Annotated in this window: 16 protein-coding genes; 15 read left to right on the top strand and 1 reads right to left on the bottom strand. The window is 54.5% G+C overall.

Annotated features, from left to right (window positions below; genetic code table 11):
* Positions 1-30 precede the first annotated feature (30 nt).
* The 9 genes from SC206_RS20590 to SC206_RS20550 all read left to right on the top strand — a co-directional run bounded on the left by SC206_RS20590 (position 31) and on the right by SC206_RS20550 (position 11021).
* Positions 31-975: an ABC transporter permease gene (locus tag SC206_RS20590; protein ID WP_332740320.1), complete on the top strand. Its 945-nt coding sequence runs from the start codon at positions 31-33 to the stop codon at positions 973-975.
* Positions 972-1847, top strand: a complete 876-nt coding sequence (locus tag SC206_RS20585) for an ABC transporter permease (protein WP_332740318.1) — start codon at positions 972-974, stop codon at positions 1845-1847. Before SC206_RS20590 ends, SC206_RS20585 begins: the two co-directional genes overlap by 4 nt.
* Complete coding sequence (locus SC206_RS20580) at positions 1847-3619, top strand: ABC transporter ATP-binding protein (RefSeq protein WP_332740316.1); 1773 nt, start codon at positions 1847-1849, stop codon at positions 3617-3619. Before SC206_RS20585 ends, SC206_RS20580 begins: the two co-directional genes overlap by 1 nt.
* Positions 3616-4698 (top strand): putative FMN-dependent luciferase-like monooxygenase, encoded by a 1083-nt coding sequence (locus tag SC206_RS20575; RefSeq protein WP_332740314.1) that lies wholly within the window; start codon positions 3616-3618, stop codon positions 4696-4698. Before SC206_RS20580 ends, SC206_RS20575 begins: the two co-directional genes overlap by 4 nt.
* Positions 4695-5840: an alkylhydroperoxidase domain protein gene (locus tag SC206_RS20570; RefSeq protein WP_332740312.1), complete on the top strand. Its 1146-nt coding sequence runs from the start codon at positions 4695-4697 to the stop codon at positions 5838-5840. The genes SC206_RS20575 and SC206_RS20570 overlap by 4 nt, the downstream gene beginning before the upstream one ends.
* 80 nt (positions 5841-5920) lie before the next feature.
* On the top strand, positions 5921-7543 hold the full coding sequence (locus tag SC206_RS20565; RefSeq protein ID WP_442976149.1) for an ABC transporter substrate-binding protein: 1623 nt from the start codon (positions 5921-5923) through the stop codon (positions 7541-7543).
* A 1-nt stretch (position 7544) separates the two neighbouring features.
* Positions 7545-8474 (top strand): ABC transporter permease, encoded by a 930-nt coding sequence (locus tag SC206_RS20560; RefSeq protein WP_332740310.1) that lies wholly within the window; start codon positions 7545-7547, stop codon positions 8472-8474.
* Positions 8475-8476: 2 nt separating this feature from the next.
* Complete coding sequence (locus SC206_RS20555; protein WP_332740308.1) at positions 8477-9340, top strand: ABC transporter permease; 864 nt, start codon at positions 8477-8479, stop codon at positions 9338-9340.
* Between the two features lie 4 nt (positions 9341-9344).
* A complete protein-coding gene (locus tag SC206_RS20550; protein ID WP_332740306.1) occupies positions 9345-11021 on the top strand; it encodes an ABC transporter ATP-binding protein in 1677 nt (558 codons plus the stop codon).
* A 129-nt stretch (positions 11022-11150) separates the two neighbouring features.
* On the opposite strand, the gene SC206_RS20545 is transcribed toward SC206_RS20550, so the two are convergent.
* Positions 11151-11945 carry a MetQ/NlpA family ABC transporter substrate-binding protein gene (locus SC206_RS20545; RefSeq protein WP_332740304.1) on the bottom strand — a complete coding sequence of 265 codons (795 nt, stop codon included), beginning with the start codon at positions 11943-11945 and terminating at the stop codon, positions 11151-11153.
* A 318-nt stretch (positions 11946-12263) separates the two neighbouring features.
* Here SC206_RS20545 and SC206_RS20540 point away from each other — a divergent pair, with 318 nt between their 5' ends.
* The 6 genes from SC206_RS20540 to SC206_RS20515 all read left to right on the top strand — a co-directional run bounded on the left by SC206_RS20540 (position 12264) and on the right by SC206_RS20515 (position 21072).
* The gene (locus tag SC206_RS20540) at positions 12264-12989 is read left to right on the top strand and encodes an SDR family oxidoreductase (protein ID WP_332740302.1); all 726 of its coding nucleotides are present in this window, start codon (positions 12264-12266) and stop codon (positions 12987-12989) included.
* A gap of 412 nt (positions 12990-13401) precedes the next feature.
* Positions 13402-14427 (top strand): LacI family DNA-binding transcriptional regulator, encoded by a 1026-nt coding sequence (locus tag SC206_RS20535; protein ID WP_332740300.1) that lies wholly within the window; start codon positions 13402-13404, stop codon positions 14425-14427.
* Between the two features lie 342 nt (positions 14428-14769).
* The gene (locus SC206_RS20530) at positions 14770-15498 is read left to right on the top strand and encodes a gluconate 2-dehydrogenase subunit 3 family protein (RefSeq protein ID WP_332740298.1); all 729 of its coding nucleotides are present in this window, start codon (positions 14770-14772) and stop codon (positions 15496-15498) included.
* Between the two features lie 17 nt (positions 15499-15515).
* Positions 15516-17285, top strand: coding sequence for a GMC family oxidoreductase (locus SC206_RS20525; protein WP_332740296.1), 1770 nt, complete (start codon positions 15516-15518; stop codon positions 17283-17285).
* Between the two features lie 2 nt (positions 17286-17287).
* Positions 17288-18625 (top strand): c-type cytochrome, encoded by a 1338-nt coding sequence (locus SC206_RS20520; RefSeq protein WP_332740294.1) that lies wholly within the window; start codon positions 17288-17290, stop codon positions 18623-18625.
* 320 nt (positions 18626-18945) lie between these two features.
* A complete protein-coding gene (locus SC206_RS20515; protein WP_442976148.1) occupies positions 18946-21072 on the top strand; it encodes a TonB-dependent receptor domain-containing protein in 2127 nt (708 codons plus the stop codon).
* Positions 21073-21092: the final 20 nt, after the last annotated feature.

The following is a 21092-nucleotide window of genomic DNA, read 5'->3' as shown; positions in this document are numbered from 1 at the left end:
GCGTGATGAACCCGAAATCTGGAGTACACGATGAGCCGATATTTTAGCGGACGCATTGGTCAGGCCCTGCTGGTGTTGTGGGCCGCGTTCACCCTGTCGTTTGTGCTGCTGCAAGCGCTGCCGGGCGATGCGATTCTTATTAAGTTTCAAGACCCGTCGATGGGCTTGAGCCCGGCGCAAATCACCGAAATGCGCGCGGCCTATGGCGCAGATCTGCCGCTATGGCAATCTTATCTGCATCAGTTGGGCAGCTTTCTGCATGGCGATTTCGGCTTCTCGATTCAGGCTGGCGTGCCGGTGAGCGAGCTGTTGACCAGCAACTTCCCACCGACGCTGCGCCTTGCCGTGCTTGGCTTTGCGCTCGCCGTATTACTGGCGGTAATGATTGCCTTTGCCTCAAACCTGCTGCCGCTGCGCTGGTTAAAATCGACATTACTTGGCCTGCCCTCGCTGTTTATTTCGATTCCTACCTTTTGGCTGGGGATCGCGCTGATTCAGCTCTTTTCATTTCGTCTGGGCTGGATCCCGGTGATCAACCCCGGCGAGTGGGTCGGGCTGATTTTGCCCGTGATTACGCTAGCGGTGCCGATTAGCGCGCCGCTGGCGCAAATTCTTATCCGCAGCATCGATAAGGTCCAAACCCAGCCGTTCGTGGCGGTAGCGCGAGCAAAAGGCGCGAGCCGTAGCCGCGTACTGTGGCGTCACGTGGCTCGCAACGCCACCCTTCCGGCACTCACTATCGCTGGCCTGCTGTTCGGCGAACTGATTGCGGGCGCGCTGGTAACAGAAACGGTATTTGGCCTTAACGGCATCGGCCAACTGACCCAGCAGGCCGTGAATAATCAGGATCTCGCCGTGCTGCAAGCCATTGTCGTTATCTCGGCGGCGGCCTACGTCGGCATTAACTTGCTGGTCGATTTGATTTATCCCCTTCTTGACCCGCGCCTGAAACCTTCTGTAGGAGTGAGCTCATGAGCAGCCTGCCCTTAAGTAAACATGCCAGCGCGGAAAACACCCAGCTGGCGGCTTTTCCTCCGGCCTCACCTCGACGTTTTACAACCGTCCAACCTACGCTGATTCTGGCGTGGGTGGTGATCCTAGTGGTGATTATGTGGGCCATCGCGCCACAGCTATTCACCGACTATAGCGGCACCGAAGGCATTGCCGGCGCGCAGAGATTGGCTCCCGGCGCAGGTCATTGGCTAGGGACCGATCAGCTGGGTCGCGACCTGTATGCGCGCATCGTTTATGGCGCGTCGCATTCGCTTTCGGGCGCCTTGGTCGCGGTGTTTCTCGGCCTGCTGTTTGGCAGTGCACTTGGGCTGGCGGCGGCCTCTGTCGGTGGCATTACCGACACGATTGTGATGCGCATCGTCGACGTGCTGCTGTCTATTCCGAGCCTGCTGCTCTCTTTGAGCGTCATTATCCTGCTGGGTTTCGGCACGGTTCACGCGGCCATCGCCGTCGGGGTGACCTCCGTCGCTAACTTCGCGCGACTCGCGAGATCGGAAGCCGTGCTGGTGCGCCAAAGCGATTATGTCGAAGCCGCGTATGGCAGCGGCGGCACCTTCTTCTCCGTTTTATGGCGTCATATTTTGCCTAACTCGCTGACCTCCGTTATCGCCTTCTCGGCCCTGCAGTTTGGCAGCGCGATACTTTCAATTTCGACGCTGAGCTTTCTCGGTTACGGCACACCGCCACCGACGCCAGAGTGGGGCCTGCTGATTGCCGAGGGTCGCAACTACATTTCTACCGCCTGGTGGCTCACCACCTTCCCGGGCATTGTGGTGATCCTCACCGTTTTGGCCGCCAATCGCATCAGCCAGTCATTTAGAAGGAGACGCTAATGAGCGCGCCAACTGATTTATACGCCGCGGATACGCCGCGTCCGGTGTTGGAAATCAAGGATCTGTCGATTGTTTATCGCAGCGGACATACCGCGACCCGCGTGGTCGAGCAGGTTTCATTTTCGATTCAGCCGGGTGAAGTGGTTGCGTTGGTCGGCGAATCTGGATCGGGTAAAACCACTACTGCGCAGTCGATTATCGGCCTGCTGGCAGAAAACGGCCACATTGAGCAAGGCAGCATTTTACTTAACGGCACTGATATCAGCCGCTGGTCACAGCGCCGTTTGGACAGCCTTCGCGGCTCAAGCATCAGCCTGATTCCACAGGACCCTACCAGCTCGCTGAACCCGGTGAAAACGGTGGGCAGTCAGGTTGGCGAAGTCCTCGAAATTCATCGTAAGATGACCCGCAAAGACCGAGAGGCGCGAGTGGTCGAACTTCTGACGCGCGTTGGCCTTAGCCATCCAGAACAGCGCGCAAAGCAGTTTCCTCACGAGCTTTCCGGCGGCATGAAACAGCGCGTGCTGATTGCGATTGCGATCGCGCTACAGCCTGCGCTGATCATTGCCGATGAACCCACCAGCGCGCTCGACGTGCGGGTGCAAAAACGAATTCTCGATTTAATCGATGAACTGCGCCGCGAGTTTGGCACCGCCGTATTATTCGTGACTCACGACCTGGCGCTGGCCGCCCAGCGCGCCGATCGCCTGTTGGTGTTCCGTAAAGGCAAAGTGCAGGAACAGGGCATCACCGCCGAGGTGCTACGTGCGCCAAAAAGTGACTATACCCGTCAGCTATTTACCGACGCCCCTGCCCTCACGCCGCGCAGCACATTGCCACCCCACACGCTGCCTCGCCACACGTTGACCGGCGAAAGCGCGATTGTGGTGCGTAACGTCAGCAAGTCCTTCTCTTTGGGTAAAAAGTCACTAGGTAATAAATTTTTAAGTATAAAGTCCTTAGGTAATAAGCCTTTGGGCGACAAGGCTGGCGATAATGCTGGCGATAAAAGTGCCCACGCCTTCCGCGCGCTCGACGACGTCTCGTTTCAGGTCACGCGTGGCACGACTCACTCGCTGGTCGGTGAGTCCGGCTCGGGTAAAACCACGCTTGCCCGCCTGTTGCTGGGTTTTCAGCGCCCCGACAGCGGCCAGCTGTTTATCGACGGCGTAGATATCGCCCAGCTTTCTGGCGAGCCGCTGAGGCAGGCGCGACGCAAGATTCAACTGGTGTACCAGAATCCGTTTGCCTCGCTCGACCCGTCACAAACGCTGTTCAAAGTGATTGAAGAGCCGTTGCTTAACTATTTCAAACTTAGCCGTGAGGCGCGGCAGGCCAAGGTGCATGACATTGCCGAGCGCGTTGCCCTCCCCGTCGATCTTTTGCAGCGCAAGCCGCACGAGCTTTCCGGCGGCCAGCGTCAGCGCGTGGCACTCGCCCGTGCTCTTATTCTCGAACCGCAGATATTGGTGCTTGATGAAGCCACCTCCGCGCTCGACGTGACCGTGCAGGCGCAGATTTTGCGTTTGCTGGTGCAATTGCAGCAGGAATTGGGCCTTACCTACCTGTTTATTTCTCACGATTTGGCCACCGTGCGCCAAATTTCGCACAGCGTTTCGGTACTTAATCAGGGTAAACAGGTCGATTACGGCGACGTCGAAACCCTATTTACCGCGCCTACCGACGCCTACACCCGAGAGCTTCTCGGCGCGATACCAGATTTCACTCATTTGCGCGTCCCGCATTCGACGGCAACCAAGGAGTTAGCATGAGCCTTTCCCCCTCAACGCCCTTTCCAAAACGACTCGGCTTTTTTACCCGCCTGCTGGACGATACCAGTCCGCAGGAGCGCTACCGGCTCGCCACCGAGCAAATTGCTCACGCCGAGCAGCTGGGTTTTGATTCTGCCTGGATTGCGCAGCACCATTTTCATCGCGATGAAGGCGGTTTGCCTGCGCCGCTGGTATTTCTGGCCTATGTCGCCGCCAATACGCGGCATATCCGTTTAGGGACCGGTATCATCACGCTGGCGATGGAAAATGCCCTGCGCGTTGCCGAAGACGCCTCGGTTCTGGATCTGCTCTCCAATGGCCGTCTGGAATTAGGTCTCGGTTCTGGCGGCACGCCGTCAACTTTTGTGCCGTTTGGCCTAAATATTGAAACCCGTGGCGACGCCTTTGCCAAAAATCTCGCCATTTTGCGCGATGCGTGGCAAGGCAAGGCGCTCGAAGGCGAAGGCAATCTGCTTTACCCGCCCGCGCCACAGCTTAATCGTCGCCTCTGGCAGGCGACCTTCTCGCCCGAAGGCGGTGCCAGAGCTGGCGCAGCGGGCGATGGTTTAATGTTATCGCGCACTCAGCCGCGCCCTCACGACCAGCCAGACCTGCCGCTGGACGTGCTGCAAAATCGCATTATCGATGCCTACCTCGACGCTCTGCCCGCAAGCGTGGAGCCGCGAATTCTTGGCTCACGCACCGCGTTTGTCAGTGACGATGCCGCTGAAGCCCGTCGTCTGGCAGCAAAAGGCTTGCAAAAACAGGCCGATACCGCGCGGGCGCTGGCGAAACGCGAGGTGGGCACGTCTCTCGATGAGCTGATAGCCGCCTTCGACGTTCACCTCGGTACGCCGGATCAGGTTATCGCCTCGCTGCAACGCGATACCGCGCTGGCTCGCGTGACCGACCTTGCCTTTCAGGTTCACTCGATTGACCCGCCTCATCCTTACATCCTGCGTTCTATCGAGCTTATCGCCAAACACGTCGCGCCGGCGCTGGGCTGGGTGCGTCAAACCCCAAAGAAGATTGCCAAACCTCAACCTCTGCATTTTGAACTTTCAAAGGAAACGCTATGACCGCCACCTTTATCGATTCCGATTTACTGGCAATACTGGCCGAAGTCGCGCCCGGTTCGACCCTCGCCGAAGCGCGTGAAACCCGTGAAGCGGCCACCGTTCATACTCAGGGCAGCTACGATGCCCTATTTGATAACAATAAAAAGTTTAATAATAACGAAACCCTCGATGATTTCCCGCTGAACGAGCGCCTGCTGCTGGCCCAGCAAATTGCCCGCTGGCTCGGCGACATTCAGCTCGGCGCACACTATGCCGAACGCCTTAACGCCCTGAAAGAGGGAGATAATACGCCGCGAGCACAGTATCAGGCCGCCGTGGCGCACGCCGAGCGCCTGAGTTTTAAACCGGCCAACGCGACTGCCGAACATCTTGCCGAATTACGCGCGGCGGGCTGGTCTTTGGAGGCTATCGTGACGCTGTCGCAGCTAGTGGCCTTTGTCTCTTTTCAGAGCCGATTGCTGCGCGGCCTGCGTCTCATCAATGGCAAGACGGTTGATGACAATGGCGACGCAGCGGTAGGCGCGGCGTTCTGGCGCACCGACGCCACAACCCATTCCGGCAAGAAAGCACCGCCCGCTTTCACTCAGGAGGAGTTGTCGTGGGAACCCTGGATTGACGCCAAACCTTTCGCCGATTTTACTCCCGAACAGCAGGAAACCCTCTCCCGCTTTGGTCACGCCGATTCAGACTATTTCCGCCTGCTGGCCCGTAATCTACCGGTACTCGAACAACGCACGCTGACTGACAAAGGCATTTTCTTCACCTCGGGTGGATTGCCGCGCAAAGACCGTGAGCTGGCCGCCGCCGTCGCCAGCAAGATTAACGGCTGCATCTTTTGCGCCTCTGTTCATGCCCGCAAAGCCGCGCAGCTTGCCAAAAAACCAGACGACGTTCAGCGCCTGCTCGATACCCCGCCGGGCGACATTCTCAGTCACGGACAAGATGCCCGCTGGCAGGCCGAAATCGATTTCGCCGCCGCGCTCTCGGCTACCCCTGCAACGGCTAACGCTCAACAGGTAGCCGCGCTGCGTGAGCTGGGTTTGTCTGACCTCGAACTCCTCGACCTGGTGCAGTCTACGGCCTTTTTCGCCTGGGCCAACCGCCTGATGCTAACTTTGGGAGAACCCTTCCTAAAGTCATAAATATCAGGAAAAAATCATATAAAACTCAGATAAAAATCAGATAAAAATCAGGGTTTACTCTTGTATTAAGGGAATAAATAATGAACAAAAAAAACACTCAATGGGAATTTAGCCAACTTGCCAAAGCTGTCGCCACCGTGGCGCTGGTACTGGCTTCGGGTCACTCGTTAATGGCTCACGCAGCAGAAACGCCGGTACAGGGCGGGACGTTAAATATCGCGCTGGGCAGCGATACGCCTATCATCGACCCTTCCATTACTGGCCAGTCAGTGACAGCATTAATTGACCGCAACGTAGTCGACTCACTGGTCGGTCAGGCCGAAGATAATCGTTTTACGCCTTGGCTCGCCGCCAGTTGGGAGGTTAATGATAATCACACCGATTACGTCTTCCACCTGCGCAAAGATGTGACTTTTAGCGACGGCACGCCGCTTAACGCCGAGGCGGTAAAATATAATCTGGATCGTATTCTTGATCCCAAAACCACCTCCAGCTATTCGAAATCTCTCCTGGGTCCGATAAAAACCATTACCACGCCTGATGCCTACACGATAGCGATTCACTATGACGCGCCTTTCGCGCCGCTATTGCAGGGCCTCAGCCTGCCTTATCTGGGCATTCAGTCGCCGACTTATTTGAAGAAAACGCAAAACACCACCAACACGGTGGTCGGTTCAGGGCCGTTTATTCTGAAATCATTCGTTAAAGGCAGCGGCAGCCAGTTAACGCGTCGCGCCGACTATCATTGGGGTCCGGGCTACGCGACGCATACGGGTCCGGCCTATCTCGAGGCGATTAATTTCAAATATCTGCCGGAATCGTCGGTGCGCTTGGGCGCGTTGACCAGTGGACAGGTGCAGGCCATCGACGCTATTCCGCCCGTCAATGCCAAATCGGTGAAATCCAATGCGCAGCTTGAAGTGAAAACGAAAGAGAATCCGGGCGTGGTGCGGGTTCTTTATTTGAATAACTCAAAAGGTCCATTGGCAGATGTGAAGGTCCGTCAGGCGCTGTTGAGCGCTACCGACGCGGCTTCGGCGGTGAAAGTGGCCTACTTTGGAACCTTGAAAGCGGCCGATAACGTGCTGGGTCCGCAGACACAGTATTACGATCCGGCGGTGGCAAAACTGGGCGGATTTAATCTCGACAAGGCCAATACCCTGCTGGACGAGGCGGGTTGGAAGGCGAAAAACGCCGCCGGTATTCGTACCAAAGACGGGCAACCGCTGACCCTTGAATTTGTCTATGACCCTTCGACTCTCGAAAGCTCGGACGTGACGCTTTTTCAGGCCGTACAGTTTCAGGTCAAGAAAGCGGGTATCGATCTTAAGCTGGTTCCGGTCGATTCAGGCGGCTTTACCGATCGCACCAACCACAATCAATATGACGTAGTTTCAAGCTTCTACGTCCGCGCCGAGCCGGATATTCTGCGCACGGTTTTACACTCCAGCTATATTCCGCCAAAAGGCTCGAATTACAGCCAGGTCAGCGCGCTGGACGACAAACTCACGCAGGCCGTTGGCGCGCCGGATGCGCAGCGTAAACAGCTTTATGCGGATATTCAGCGACAAACTATCGAGCAGGCTTATGTCGTGCCGTTGGCCGTGCCGGCCTATCAGTTAGGGATTTCGAAGAAGCTGCACGGCGTAAATTGGGCGACCAATGCCAAGCCGAATTTCTATGATGCCTGGCTGAGTCATTAATATGTTGTGGAATAGTGTTCAACGACTTTTCACTCTTTTGGCCGTGCTTTGGGGGGCGGCCACCCTGACCTTTATCGCCCTGAAGCTGATTCCAGGCGATCCGGTTTCCATTCTTAGCGGCGGCGCAAACGTAGTCGATGACGCGTTTCGTGCCCAGCTTACCCACGAATTCGGGCTCGATCAGCCTATCTGGCTGCAATATCTGCATTATCTGGGTCACGCGCTGATCGGCGATTTTGGCCAAAGTTATCAGTATCGCGAGCCGGTGGTGAACGTGATTTTTGCTGCGCTTAAACAGACGCTGGTGCTGGCCGTGGGTGCGCTGGTGCTCGCGTTGGGGCTGGCGGTGCTTAACGCGCTCGCCACCGCCGGACGCTGGCGAGTGCTTCGCGCGCTGTTTGCCGGGCTGGAACTCTGTTTACTGAGCACGCCGGTTTATTGGCTAGGCATTATTTTGCTCAGCGTGTTCAGTTTCAAATTGCAGCTGTTTCCGGTGATGGGCAACGACGGCTGGCGCTCGCTGGTGCTGCCGATTATTACCTTAAGCCTGCCGCTGGCCGCCATTTTAAGTCAAATTCTGCGCGACGGACTGGAAGAGGCGCTTTCGCAGCCCTTTGCGTTGACGGTGCGCACGCGCGGCGCAGGGGAAACCCGTTTGCGGCTGCGTCACGGCCTGCGTCACGCCTCGCTTGCCGCCTCAACTTTGACCGGTACGATGCTGGCAAACGTGTTGAGTGGATCGATCCTGACTGAAACCGTGTTTGGTCGTGCGGGCATCGGCAAAATCACGCTGCAGGCGATCGCGAGCCGCGACATGCCGCTGGTGCTGGGCATCGTGATGCTGTCGGCGCTGCTGTTCGTTATTATTAACCTGCTGGTCGACGCCGCCTATTTGCTGGTCGATCCGCGTCTGCGTAAAAGGACTTCCTAATCATGAGCAGCGATCCTTTGCTGGTGCTCGCTCGCCAGCCCGTCAAGTTGCGTGGCGGAAATCCATGGCTGCGCTCAGGCACGCTGATTCCGGCGCTGCTGGTGCTGCTACTGATCGTTATTGTTCTGGCGCCTCAATGGTTTACGCCACTTAAGCCCGATGATATGGACATGGACGCCGTGCTGGCACCGCCGACGCTACATCACCTGTTCGGCACCGATTCGCTAGGCCGCGACGTGTTTTCGCGGGTGGTTTATGGCTCGGCGCTGTCAGTAAGTATCGGTTTGGGTGCCACCTTTATTGCCTGCTTTGGCGGCATGGCGCTCGGCCTGCTCTCTGCCCTCGCCCCGCTGGCAATTCGTCGCGTCCTGGTGCGCCTGCTGGATATTTTGCTGGCCTTCCCGGAACTGCTGCTGGCGCTGTTGGTGATTGCCGTATTGGGGCGCGGTCCGACCAATACGTTGATTGCCGTCGGTCTCGCCGGTATCGCCAGCTACGCTCGCCTGCTGCGCTCGCAAGTTTTGCAGGTCAAGCTTTCGGGCTATGTCGAGCACGCCGTCGCGCTGGGTGAATCGCCCTTACGCATTGTTTTTCGGCATATTTTGCCCAATACGCTGCGCCCTTTGCTGATCCTTGCGACCCTCGGAATTGGGCAGTCCGTGCTGACCGCCTCCTCGCTGAGTTTTCTTGGCCTTGGCGTGGTGCCGCCGACCGCCGAATGGGGCGCGCTGCTGGCCGATGGTCGCGATTACCTCGACGTTGCGCCGTGGATAAGCCTGCTGCCCGCTACGGTAGTCGCGCTGTCGGTGATTTCCCTCACCCTGTTGGGGCGTCGTTTACAAACTATTCTAGCCAAAGGAGCCTAATTTTATGACGTTGAATAATCAGTCTCCTACGCCGTTGCTGGTCGTCGAGAATTTGCAGGTCGATTTTCTGCAATCGTTCGGGTCGATTGCGGCGGTTAAAAATATCTCTTTTCAGGTCAATCCGGGCGAAATTGTCGCGCTGGTGGGCGAATCAGGTTCGGGGAAATCGGTCACGGCCCGCACGCTGGTTGGGCTGGCCGGAGATAATGCGCAGGTCAAAGCACGACGCCTAACACTGACCTGTCATGACGGATCCTCACGGAATTTGCTTAAACAAAGTGCGGCCGAGTGGCAAAAAATTCGCGGCCGTGAAATAGGTTTTGTGTTGCAGGATGCCCTCGTGTCGTTAGATCCCCTGCGCACGATTGGCCGCGAGGTGGCCGAACCGATGATTATTCATCGGCTTTATCCGCGTCATCAGCTGCCTGAAAACGTAGAGTCTTTGCTGTTGAAAGTAGGGATTCCCGATCCGCAAAATCGGGCAAAACAGTATCCACACGAGCTATCGGGCGGATTACGCCAGCGTGCGCTGATTGCCTCGGCGCTGGCTGCCGGCCCACAACTTTTAATTGCCGATGAGCCGACCACCGCCCTCGACGTGACCGTGCAGCAACGCATTTTAGATATTTTTCGCCAGCTGGCGCAGGCCGGACATGGCGTGTTGTTGATTACTCACGACCTTTCCGTGGTGGCGCAAGTAGCCGATCGCGTGGTCGTGATGCAGCATGGCGAAGGTGTAGAAAGCGGGATTGCGGCACAAGTTTTGGCTGCGCCCTCTCATCCTTATACTCGTCAACTGCTGGCCGCGATACCCGGCGCGCATACCCGAGGACGTTGGCTGGCAGGTGAGTCGCCGCTGCCAGACGTGCCGTTAACGGCGAAAGAGGATGACAATCAGCGACGTCGTAACTTGCGGGTTGCCGCGCTCGACGTACGCAATGTGTCGGTAGATTTTAGCCTGCCAAACGGCGTAAAACATAACGCGGTTAATAAGGTGTCGTTTCAGTTGGCCTGGGGAGAAACGCTCGGATTAGTGGGCGAATCGGGTTCCGGAAAAACGACGCTAGGCAAAGTTGTGCTGGCGTTGCAAAAGGCGCAGCACGGCGAAGTGTGGCTGGCCGGACAACCGTGGAGCAGCCTGCGCGAGTCAGAAAGACGGGCAACGCGCGGCCGTATCCAGACCATTACGCAAGATCCTTTAGGCTCGTTTGACCCGCAGTTTACCGTCGAGCAGATTATCCAGCAGCCGTTAAAACTGCGCGCCAAACTTTCCAGCGCCGCATTACGCGCGCGCACTTTAGAGCTGGTAAAACTGGTTGGCCTGCAACCCGAGCTGTTAAAACGTCGTCCGCAGGCGTTATCGGGTGGACAACGTCAGCGGGTGTCGATTGCGCAGGCGCTCGCCTCGGACCCTGAAATTCTGGTTTGTGACGAACCGGTGTCGGCGCTGGACGTCACTACGCAGGCGCAGGTGCTTGATTTACTTAATGCACTTCAGCGTAAGTTAGGCTTGGCGATGCTGTTTATATCCCACGATTTAGGCGTGGTGCAGCACATGAGTCACCGAATTGCCGTGATGAAAGACGGGAAAATTGTTGAGACGGGCACCACCGACCAGATTTTAGGCTCGCCAAAGCATACTTATACCCAGACATTACTGGCGAGCGTTATTGCGGCGTAGATAAAGTTAACTATAAAAACAAAAAAAGTGCCCCCAATGGGAGGCACTTTTTTTATGTTTGGATTGTTTACGTCGACGTGCTTTATATTGACGTTACTTATGTCTAAGTTGATTACGCTGATGCAGCAATCAGTTATTAGCGGCACTTACCGGCAGTACGGAGCCGTGATATTTCTGCTTGATAAAGTCTGCGACCTGCTGCGATTGCAAATCTTTTGCCAAGCGCAAAATACGCGGATCTTGCGCCAGTTTCTGGGTGGTCACCAGAATATTGGCATACGGATTACCTTTAGCCTTTTCCAGTCCCAACGCATCTTTCGCCGGATCCAGCCCTGCCTCAAGCGCGTAGTTACCGTTAATAATCGCCAGATCTACGTCAGGTAAGGCGCGAGGAATCTGTGGGGATTCGATTTCGAGAATCTTGAGATGCTTTGGATTGCCGACAATATCCAGCGGCGTCGCCAAGCCTTTAATATCGGGTTTCAAAGTAATCAGCCCCTGATCCTGCAATAAATAAAGCCCGCGACTCAGGTTAGTTTCATTATTGGGGATTGCCACCTTGGCATTTTGCGGCACCTGGCTGAAAGACTTATATTTGCTCGAATAAACGCCCAATGGCTCGATGTGAACCTCGGCCGCGACGGCAAACTTAACGCCAAGCGCCTTTTCCTGCGTCGCCAAATAAGGGCGATGCTGGAAGTAGTTTGCATCAATATCACCGTGTGCCAGCAGCTCATTTGAATTTACGCCGTTAGGAATTTCTATAATCTTTAAATCCAGATCGGGATCGATTTTATGCACATAGGCCAATATTTCAGCATGCGGCACCGGATCGGCCGCGACGCGCAACGTGTCGGCCGCATAAACAGAAACAGAAGTCATCAACGCCGCAGCGGCAGTAATACGAAACACGTTCTTGAGCATGGTTAAATCCCTATAGTGAACTAACTAGATGACTAAACTTGAAAATCAACGGCGTTTAAAATCCTCGCTCGTCGATATAAGCGAAGATTTATCGTTATATGTCAGAGCATTGCATAGGAAATACATCTTCACTAGCAAGAAATAGTGCTAAGAAACTCTCGAAAATGCATAACGGCTGGCGGTAATTTTTTGCGCTGAGGCCACTTATCCACGTCGACAGAAAGCTTATGCAGATATGTTGCTCGTTAGAAAGATTTAACCCTGATAACGTCACTCAACATTGGTTTTTTCACTCTTCATTATTCACGGGAGTTCATCATGAGCACATCTTCTTTGCCGGTGGCGGTGGTTACCGGAGGGACGAGCGGAATTGGCCTGGCGGTGGCGCAGGATTTGGCAAAAGACCATCAGGTATATGCGTTGGGTCGTAATAAAGAGAGTTTGGCGCAGTTAAGTTTGCGGCAAAATATCGAGGCGGTGGAAATTGATTTACTGGATTTCGCAGCGCAGCGCGCGTTTATCTCTTCGCTGGCAAAAATAAACGTGCTGATTCACGCCGCCGCTATCTCAGAACAAACAACCCTAGAGAACGCTACGCCCGATGTTTGGCAAAAACAGTTTTCAATTAATCTCTTTGCCCCTGCCGAATTGACTCGGCTGGCTTTACCGGCTTTGCGCGAGCAACACGGGCAAATCGTATTTATTAATTCAGGTTCTGGAACGCTGGCGCTGCCCGGCCACACCGTTTATTCCGCCAGCAAGTTTGCGCTTAACGCCTTGGCGCATGCCCTACGCGGCGAAGAAAGCAAAAATGGCGTGCGCGTCGCGACCGTTTCACCCGGCCCGACGGACACGCCGATGAACAGAAAAAGCCGTGAAAAAGCCGGTAATTTATTACAAAATTCAGCTGACGAGATTGATCCGCTGGAATACAGCAAGCCCGAGTCCGTCGCGAACGCGGTGCGTTTAGTGGTTTCCGCTTCGGAAGAGACGCAAATTACCGAGGTAAATGTGAGGCCTCGTCACGATAAGGCGAAACGTTAAAAGCTTTTGCACAATAATCTCCCCTTCTCTTTTGCTTAGCTTTTTGCCTCGCATTAAATGCCACCACAGCAGTCTGTTCAGCTGCCTGCTTTGGTGGATAAAAACCTTAAAGCACGAATAATCCACCCTCTATCTTTCTGATTATAAATAACTTAATCAACCTCACACTTACACACGGTGTGGTTTTTTGCAATCGGGTGCAAAAACTGTTTGCAATCGGGTGCAAGAGTTAACATAATCTCAACATTGATTTAATACGGTTTTTATTTTTCTCTACATTTCTTCTGCTGGTCGACGAAAGCGCAAAGTTTGTCAGCGGTTTTTTATAGAGAGAGTTTCTTTTCGTCGGCGTTTAACGTTCAATGGAAGCCTGTAAGGTTTTCCATTAAATATTGATTAAAAATGCGGGCTTATGACGAAAGATTCTACTGCGGCAAAACAGCTTAAAGCGACCGCCAGCGACGTGGCAAAGCGGGCTGGCGTATCGAAATGGACGGTATCGAGAGCTTTTACTCCGGGCGCTTCCGTTTCTGATAAAGCACAAAAGAAAGTGTTGGCCGCCGCGGCCGAGCTAGGTTATCGGCCGAATTTGCTGGCACGAAGCTTGACCAAAAAAAGTACACACATTGTTGGCGTTGCAATCGATGAACTAAAAAATCCGCATTCAATGAAAATGCTCGATGCAGCGACGAAAGAGTTACAGGCACGCGGCTACATGGCCCTGCTGTTGAATATTACTGAAGGTGAAAACTATCAGGCCGTGATGGCGATGGCGGATCAGTTGCAGGTCGATGGGATACTGTTTTTAGGCAACATCCTGACCGACGAACTGTTTGCCGTGGCGCATACGATGCACCACATCCCTTTTGTTCAGGTTTGTCGCAACAACAGCGACGAGCGAGAGATAGAAGTGGTAAACGTCGACGGCTTTAATGCAGGCCGCGAGATTGCGGCATTGCTTTTAGCCGAAGGTTATCAGCGGTTTGGTTACCTGAAAGGCCCTGATAGTGAAACCTCGCAGTTAATGCGACTTGAAGGTTATTGCGAAAGGTTAAACGAAGCCGGTTTTCAGCTCGAGACGCTGCTGATTGCAGGTCATTACGACCGCAAACTGGCTTACGACACGCTGCTGAACTATTTGCAAACCACCCCGCCCGAAGAGAGGGTTGAGGCGATGTTCTGCGAAAACGATATTTTGGCGCTTGGCGCGCTCGAAGCGCTGCGCAGTCTGGATATGCAGCACAGTATGGCTATTGTTGGCTTTGATGATATTGACGAAGCCGATTCAGCCACTTGGCAATTAACGACTTTTAGCCAGCAGCTGGGGAAATTAATGACCGAAGCGCTAAACCGACTGATCGATAATGAAATCGACGAACAGGGTGATTGGCGAAAGGGAGAACTCAAGGTACGACGTTCTCATTTAAAAAGTTCTTAGAGAATAAAGAACCGACACAAATCGCCTGCTGCCACGGCAAGGAAAGTAGCAGGCGAGTTAGTAGACTTAAGTGAAGATTATTCATGTCCTGATATTACCTCAACTCTCTTCCTGCTAAATCGTCGACAGGCTTTCTTTATTAGACGGCGATGAGTCAATACATCGCATAAATAAGTGACGTGATTAATATTGCGTTAATACATAGTTACGCCTAAAAAAATTTACCGTGTTTTTAACAGGGTTGGCATCTTATTGCCGATCACCAGGGTATTCGTTTATTTCCGAATAAACGATTTCAATATAGTGCTGGCAATAAATATCGTGTTATTGAAGGAAATAAACATGAATAGAAGAGAAGCGCTCTTTTCCCTCAGTTCTTTGGTCGCCACGTTAACCGTTGCGCCAAAACTGGGTGCCAAAGAGCTGCACAATGTTCCGCTTGAAACCAAACTTAATGCCGATGGCCTGCCCGTTCCCGCGATGCAAGGCGGTTATCGAGTATTGACCAATGAAACAGATCGCAAGAATCTGACGGCAATCTGTGACCGACTGATCCCCGCCGACGAACACGGCCCTTCAGCCAGTCAGGAAGGCGCGATCGAGTTTATCGACGATCAGCTCGCCGGTAATTACGGCGCGGGTTCAGCGCTCTATCTGGTCGGTCCGCTGCGTCCTGAAAACGAAGAAAAAATCATGGGCGCGCCGCAGTTTCTGACCTCGCCGCGCGAGCGTTACATGACCGGTTTAAGAGCGCTGGAAGCCTGGTCGCAGGTGAATCACAAGGCCTCGCTGCACACGCTGACGGCCGAACAGCTCGACGCTTTCCTTACCGATATGGAAGCTGGAAAAATCAATCTGGGTGCCGACGTCAACAGTCAGGCCTTCTTCGAATTAATGCTGCAAAACGTCCGCGAAAGTTATTTGGCTGACCCACTTTATGGCGGTAATAAGACCATGGCGGGCTGGAAGATGATCGGCTTCCCGGGCGCGCGCTATGACTATCGCCAATATATTGACCGTCGCGGCGAAAATTTGAAATTGATTCCAGTAAGCCTAATTCCAAAAGTTTGATTGTCGGAGCAGAGTAAATGTCAGAGATAAGAAATAAAGCCGACGTCGTGATTGTCGGATTAGGCTGGGCGGGCTCCGTCATGGCCGAGGAATTAACCCGTGCAGGCCTGAACGTTGTCGCTATCGAGCGCGGCGCGTGGCGCGATACTTCAACGGATTTCCCGGTTGCTGTCGATCCGGACGAATTGCGCTGGCACACCCGCCGTGAAATTTTGCAGCCGATGAGCGTCGAAACTACCACTTTCCGTAACAACAGCAGCCAGGATGCGGCACCCGTTCGCGACTGGTCGGCCTTCCAGTTTGGCTGGAACGTCGGCGGCGCGGGCACTCACTGGGCCGGCATGTCATGGCGCTTTACGCCGTGGGATTTCGAAGTCGCCACCCAAACCCGTGAACGCTACGGCGCCGCCAAGATGAAAGGCATGCAGTTGCAGGACTGGGGCGTCACCTACGCCGAGATGGAGCCGTTTTACGACCGCTTCGAGCGCATCGCGGGAACCTCGGGTATCGCCGGGAATCTGAACGGCAAACCGCAGCCAAACGGTAACGTGTTCGAAGGCCCGCGCAGTCGTGAATACCCGACGCCGCCGTTGAAAGACACCAACTGGATGCGTAAATATCGTAATACCACCGAGCAGATGGGCTACCACCCGTTTACCATTCCGGCGGGTAACATTTCGCAGGCTTACGTCAACCCGCTCGGCGTGACGATGGGTCCGTGTACCTACTGCGGTTTCTGTGACTTCCACGGCTGCGGCAACTTCAGTAAATCTTCACCGCAGGCCTGTATCATCCCTGCGCTGATGCGTCGTCCGAACTTCACCGTGCTGACCGAAACCGAAGTGTTGCAGGTCATCAAGCACGACGATGGCAAGACCGCCAAGGGCGTGCGTTTTATCACGCGTGACGGGAAAGAAGGCTTCCAGCCTGCCGACGTGGTCTGCATCACGGCGTACCAGATGGACAACGTGCGCATGATGCTGTTGTCGAAAATCGGCGAGCCGTATGACCCGAAAACCGGCAAAGGCACTATTGGTCGCAACTATAACTATCAAACCTGCGGCACCGTTACCGGCTTCTTCGACGGCGAATTTATGAACCCGTTCATCGGCGGCGGCGCGCTGGCGGTACAGATCGATGACTTTAACGGCGACAACTTCGACCATAGCAATCTCGATTTCATCGGCGGCGCGGGCATCATGGGCTTCTCCACCGACGGCCGCCCTATTCAGCACATGAACAGCTTACGCCCGGGCACCAAACGCTGGGGCAGCGACTGGAAGAAAGGCTACGCGCGCGATTATCAAACCGCCGCAACCATCTTCTGTCAGGGGACCTCAATGCCCGTGCGCGAAGCGTATCTGGACCTCGACCCGGTCTATAAAGACAGGCACGGCCAGCCTCTGCTGCGTATGACCTTTGACTGGAACCAGAACGATATCAACATGTCGCGCTACATCATGGACAAAGCCAAGACCATCATGAAAGCGACCGGCGGGAAAGATATCACCTTCGAAAACCAGACCGATCAAAGCTGGAACCCGTATGCGCAGGACAGCTCGCATACTATCGGCGGCGCAGTAATGGGCACCGATCCAACGACGTCGGCGCTGAACACCTATCTGCAAAGCTGGGACGTGCACAACGTGTTCGTGGTCGGCGCTTCCGCGTTCCCGAACAACGGCGGCTACAACCCGACGATTACCGTGGGCGCATTGGCTATCCGCGCGGCGCAGGCAATCCATCAGACTTACATTAAAAATCCGGCCCCTCTGGTGAAGGCATAATCATGAGCGCAAAAAAGAAAATCGGTTATAGCCTCGCGGCGCTGGCCGTGCTGGCAGGGATTGGGGTATTCGGCAGGCTCTGGATGGTGATGGACAGCTCGCGTTCCGAGGTGGCCGACAATACCGTCAAGCTGGCAGATTTCCACAGCACCGACGCGGCGGCCATCAAGCGCGGCGAATACGCGATGCGTCTTGGCGACTGCGCCGCCTGCCACGAGCAGATCTTTGCGGGCGGCTATAAAATCAACACGCCGTTTGGCGAATTGCAGACCTCGAACATCAGCCCGGACCGCGAAACCGGTATCGGCAACATGACCGAGCGCGACTTCTTCAACGCGGTGCGCCTTGGCCGTGGCGATCACGGCTTCCTTTATCCGGCGATGCCGTACACCGCCTACGCCAAGATGAGCGATCGGGACATGCACGACCTGTGGGCCTATATGTCGACCATGAAACCGGTCAGCAACAAGGTCGACGAAAATGGCGGCATGAACTTCCCGTACAACATTCGCCTGGCGATGGCGGGCTGGAATTTACTGTTCTTCGATAATAACGGCTTCAAACCGGAAACGTTGAAAACGGCCAAAGTTGCTGACGCCAGTGCGTTGGAAACCATTAATCGCGGCAAATATATCGTCGACGGTCCGGCGCACTGTAGCGTCTGCCACTCGGCGCGTAACGCGCTCGGCGGCGAAATCAGCAGCCAATATTTGCAGGGCGGCAATCTGGGTGACTGGTACGCGCCAGACATCACACCAAATCCGCACGCCGGTATCGGCTCGTGGAGCAACGACGAGATTGCGCAATACCTGAAAACCGGCTCCGATGGCAAAAGCGTGGCGGCGGGTCCGATGGCGGAAGCGGTCGAACACTCGATGCAGTATTTCACCGACAGCGATTTGCAGGCCGTCGCGGCTTACCTGAAGAGCCTTCCAGCTTCCGGTACGCCAGCGCCGAAAGCCTTTGCGATGGACGAATCGGCGCGTAATAAAGGTGCGCTGACCTTCGAGGTTAACTGTTCGGCCTGTCACGGCGAGAAAGGCGAAGGCATTGCGGGAATGGTTCCGGCGTTTGCAGGCAATGGTTCGATGCTGAATAACCCGACCAATATGATCACCGCAATGTTGAACGGCGCGCGTGCGCCACATACCGCCGATCGTCAAACCGCCGCGGGCATGCCGTCTTTCGACTGGAAAATGGACGACCAGCAGATTGCCGATATCCTGAACTACGTGCGTAATTCGTGGGGCAATCAGGCCAGCGAAGTGACGGCGAAAGATGTCGCTGTGCTGCGTAAGCAGACCGGTGCCAGAGAGAAGCTGGCAAGTCCGGCCCACTAAAAAAATCTTGCTGGCCATTTTGCTAGTAACCTAAACGGTTTGTCCTTCAAAAGGATGAACCGTTTTTATTTTAAAGATTTAAATTTCTTTAAACCTATTAAATAAAAACAACACTGCGAATTATATTTATTTCTAATAACTCATAAGCCGGCTATTTCTGATTAACTATTTTTAACAAGCCAAGTCAATTCCCGTCTTTTCTGCAAACACTCCTAATTAGTAAAAAAGCCTTTTACGTCGCAAGAAAAAATTCGCTAGACTTGCCGCAGTTTTCATTACCCCCGCCCATTTCAATGTCTACCTTTATATAGGGAAGCGTCATGAAGCGCTATTGTTTATATATTTTAACTTTGCTGACGACACTATTATTTTCACCCCAAACCTACGCCAGTATGAATACTGAAAAAAGTAAACCCCGGCAGATTAACGATGATCAGATCATCATTATTCCGTCACCCTCCGTCTCGCCTCTGGAGATTATTACTTCCCCAAAGACGCCACGCCAGCCTGTTCCCGCCAGCGACGGCTCGGACTATCTCAAAACGCTGGCAGGGTTTTCACAAATACGTAACGGCGGCACCAATGGCGATCCGGTATTTCGCGGCATGTTCGGCTCGCGGCTGCGCATCCTTACCGATCGCGGTGAAATGCTCGGCGCCTGCCCTTCGCGAATGGATGCCCCCTCCTCCTATATTTCTCCCGAAAGTTATGACCTGTTGAGCATTATCAAAGGCCCGCAAACCGTGCTTTGGGGCCCCGGAAATTCGGCAGGAACCGTGAGGTTTGAGCGCGAGCCGCCCCATTTTTCACAGGCTGGCGTGCAGGGTACGGCCAGTTTACTCACTGCCTCGAATAAAAGAGCTGACGCCAACGCCGACCTTGCGCTGGGTAATGAAAGCGGTTATTTACGCCTCATCGGCAATAAATCACGCGCCGACGACTACAAAGATGGCCACGGCCTGCGCGTGCCTTCGCGATGGGACAAATGGAACGGTGACCTTGCGCTTGGCTGGACGCCCACCAGCGATACCCTATTCGAATTAACCGCCGGAAGTGGCGACGGCAAGGCGCGCTATGCGGGCAGAGGCATGGACGGCGCACAGTTCAAACGCGAAAGCGTAGGGTTGCGCGTTGAGCAATCCAATATCGGCGGCATTTTCGACAAGCTTGAAGCCAGCGTCTATCACAATCATGCCGATCACGTCATGGATAACTATAGCCTGAGGCCGCTTCCCTCCTCGCAGACTATGAATACACCGCTGGCGAAACCGTCCGCCCATTCTGCGACAATGCCATTGATGCAAGTTATGCCGATTATGTCGATGCCGATGCCGATGCCGATGCCGATGCCGATGCCGATGAGCATGCGGCTTGACCGCACCACCTATGGCGGGCGCGTGGCGGCAAGCTGGCAGGCTTCAGGCGTGAATGTCGAAAGCGGCGTAGATACACAAAACAGTGCTCATAGAAGTAGAAAACCCGCTGGCTGGCAACAGGATGCCCGCTTTCAAGATATCGGGATATTTAGCGAATTAACATGGAATGCTTCCGCCACTAACAAGCTTGTGAGTGGCGCTCGACTTGACCATGCCAGCGCAAAAAACAGCGCCAGCCGTGGCGCTCGCGACAGGCAACACGTGCTGCCCGCCGCTTTTCTGCGCCTTGAGCATAATGTCGAAAACCTGCCTTTAATGCTGTATGCCGGGCTTGGTTTTACCGAGCGCTTTCCTGATTACTGGGAACTCTTTTCGCCCTCCTTTGGTGCCGACGGCCATTCAAGCGCTTTTGAGACCCTCAGAACAGAGAAAACCACGCAGCTCGATTTCGGGGCCATCTTTTCTGGCGCGCCAAACTTTAATCAAAAGGAGGCTGACAAAAATTTCACCGGCTGGATTTCCGCTTATTTAGGTCAGGTACAGGACTTTATTCTTTTCGATTATGATGCGAAAAATCCGCGACTCAGCCGAGCCGAAAATATTGATGCACTTATAGCAGGCGCTGAAGCGGGCCTGAGTTATCTGTTAAGCGAAGCGCTGTCTGCGGATATCAGTCTGGCCTATGCGTGGGGCGAAAATAAGTCGACGACACGTCCACTGCCGCAAATGCCCCCTTTCGAAACGCGTGTCGGCCTGACCTGGAAACACAAACAGTGGAGCACCAGCGGCTTACTCAGAATGGTCAACAGTCAGAAACGGCTCGCGATAAATCAGGGCAACGTGGTAGGAAAAGATTTCGAGAAAAGTGCCGCATTTTACGTGGTGTCGGTTAATGCCGCCTATCAGGTGAACAAGCAAACCCAGCTAAGCGTGGGAATCGACAACCTGTTTGACCGCGCCTACAGCGAACATCTTAATTTGGCCGGTAATAGCGCGTTTGGTTACTCCGCGTTTACGCCGCTTAACGAACCCGGGCGCACAGGCTGGGCCAAGCTAAACGTCAGCTTTTGAAAACGGCCCTGAACGCGATG

The organism is Rouxiella sp. T17, assembly GCF_036663475.1.
GTDB lineage: Bacteria > Pseudomonadota > Gammaproteobacteria > Enterobacterales > Enterobacteriaceae > Rouxiella.
Note: the sequence above shows the minus strand (reverse complement) of the source record. Positions and strands in the feature narration are given on the sequence as shown.

Bases quoted from the DNA above. Each gene is read 5' to 3' on its own strand.
- SC206_RS20580 (WP_332740316.1), top strand. From the start codon at position 1,847: ATGAGCGCGCCAACTGATTTATACGCCGCGGATACGCCGCGTCCGGTG.
- SC206_RS20535 (WP_332740300.1), top strand. From the start codon at position 13,402: ATGACGAAAGATTCTACTGCGGCAAAACAGCTTAAAGCGACCGCCAGC.
- SC206_RS20540 (WP_332740302.1), top strand. From the start codon at position 12,264: ATGAGCACATCTTCTTTGCCGGTGGCGGTGGTTACCGGAGGGACGAGC.
- SC206_RS20565 (WP_442976149.1), top strand. From the start codon at position 5,921: ATGAACAAAAAAAACACTCAATGGGAATTTAGCCAACTTGCCAAAGCT.
- SC206_RS20530 (WP_332740298.1), top strand. From the start codon at position 14,770: ATGAATAGAAGAGAAGCGCTCTTTTCCCTCAGTTCTTTGGTCGCCACG.
- SC206_RS20545 (WP_332740304.1), bottom strand. From the start codon at position 11,945: ATGCTCAAGAACGTGTTTCGTATTACTGCCGCTGCGGCGTTGATGACT.
- SC206_RS20575 (WP_332740314.1), top strand. From the start codon at position 3,616: ATGAGCCTTTCCCCCTCAACGCCCTTTCCAAAACGACTCGGCTTTTTT.
- SC206_RS20550 (WP_332740306.1), top strand. From the start codon at position 9,345: ATGACGTTGAATAATCAGTCTCCTACGCCGTTGCTGGTCGTCGAGAAT.
- SC206_RS20520 (WP_332740294.1), top strand. From the start codon at position 17,288: ATGAGCGCAAAAAAGAAAATCGGTTATAGCCTCGCGGCGCTGGCCGTG.
- SC206_RS20590 (WP_332740320.1), top strand. From the start codon at position 31: ATGAGCCGATATTTTAGCGGACGCATTGGTCAGGCCCTGCTGGTGTTG.
- SC206_RS20570 (WP_332740312.1), top strand. From the start codon at position 4,695: ATGACCGCCACCTTTATCGATTCCGATTTACTGGCAATACTGGCCGAA.
- SC206_RS20585 (WP_332740318.1), top strand. From the start codon at position 972: ATGAGCAGCCTGCCCTTAAGTAAACATGCCAGCGCGGAAAACACCCAG.
- SC206_RS20525 (WP_332740296.1), top strand. From the start codon at position 15,516: ATGTCAGAGATAAGAAATAAAGCCGACGTCGTGATTGTCGGATTAGGC.
- SC206_RS20560 (WP_332740310.1), top strand. From the start codon at position 7,545: ATGTTGTGGAATAGTGTTCAACGACTTTTCACTCTTTTGGCCGTGCTT.
- SC206_RS20515 (WP_442976148.1), top strand. From the start codon at position 18,946: ATGAAGCGCTATTGTTTATATATTTTAACTTTGCTGACGACACTATTA.
- SC206_RS20555 (WP_332740308.1), top strand. From the start codon at position 8,477: ATGAGCAGCGATCCTTTGCTGGTGCTCGCTCGCCAGCCCGTCAAGTTG.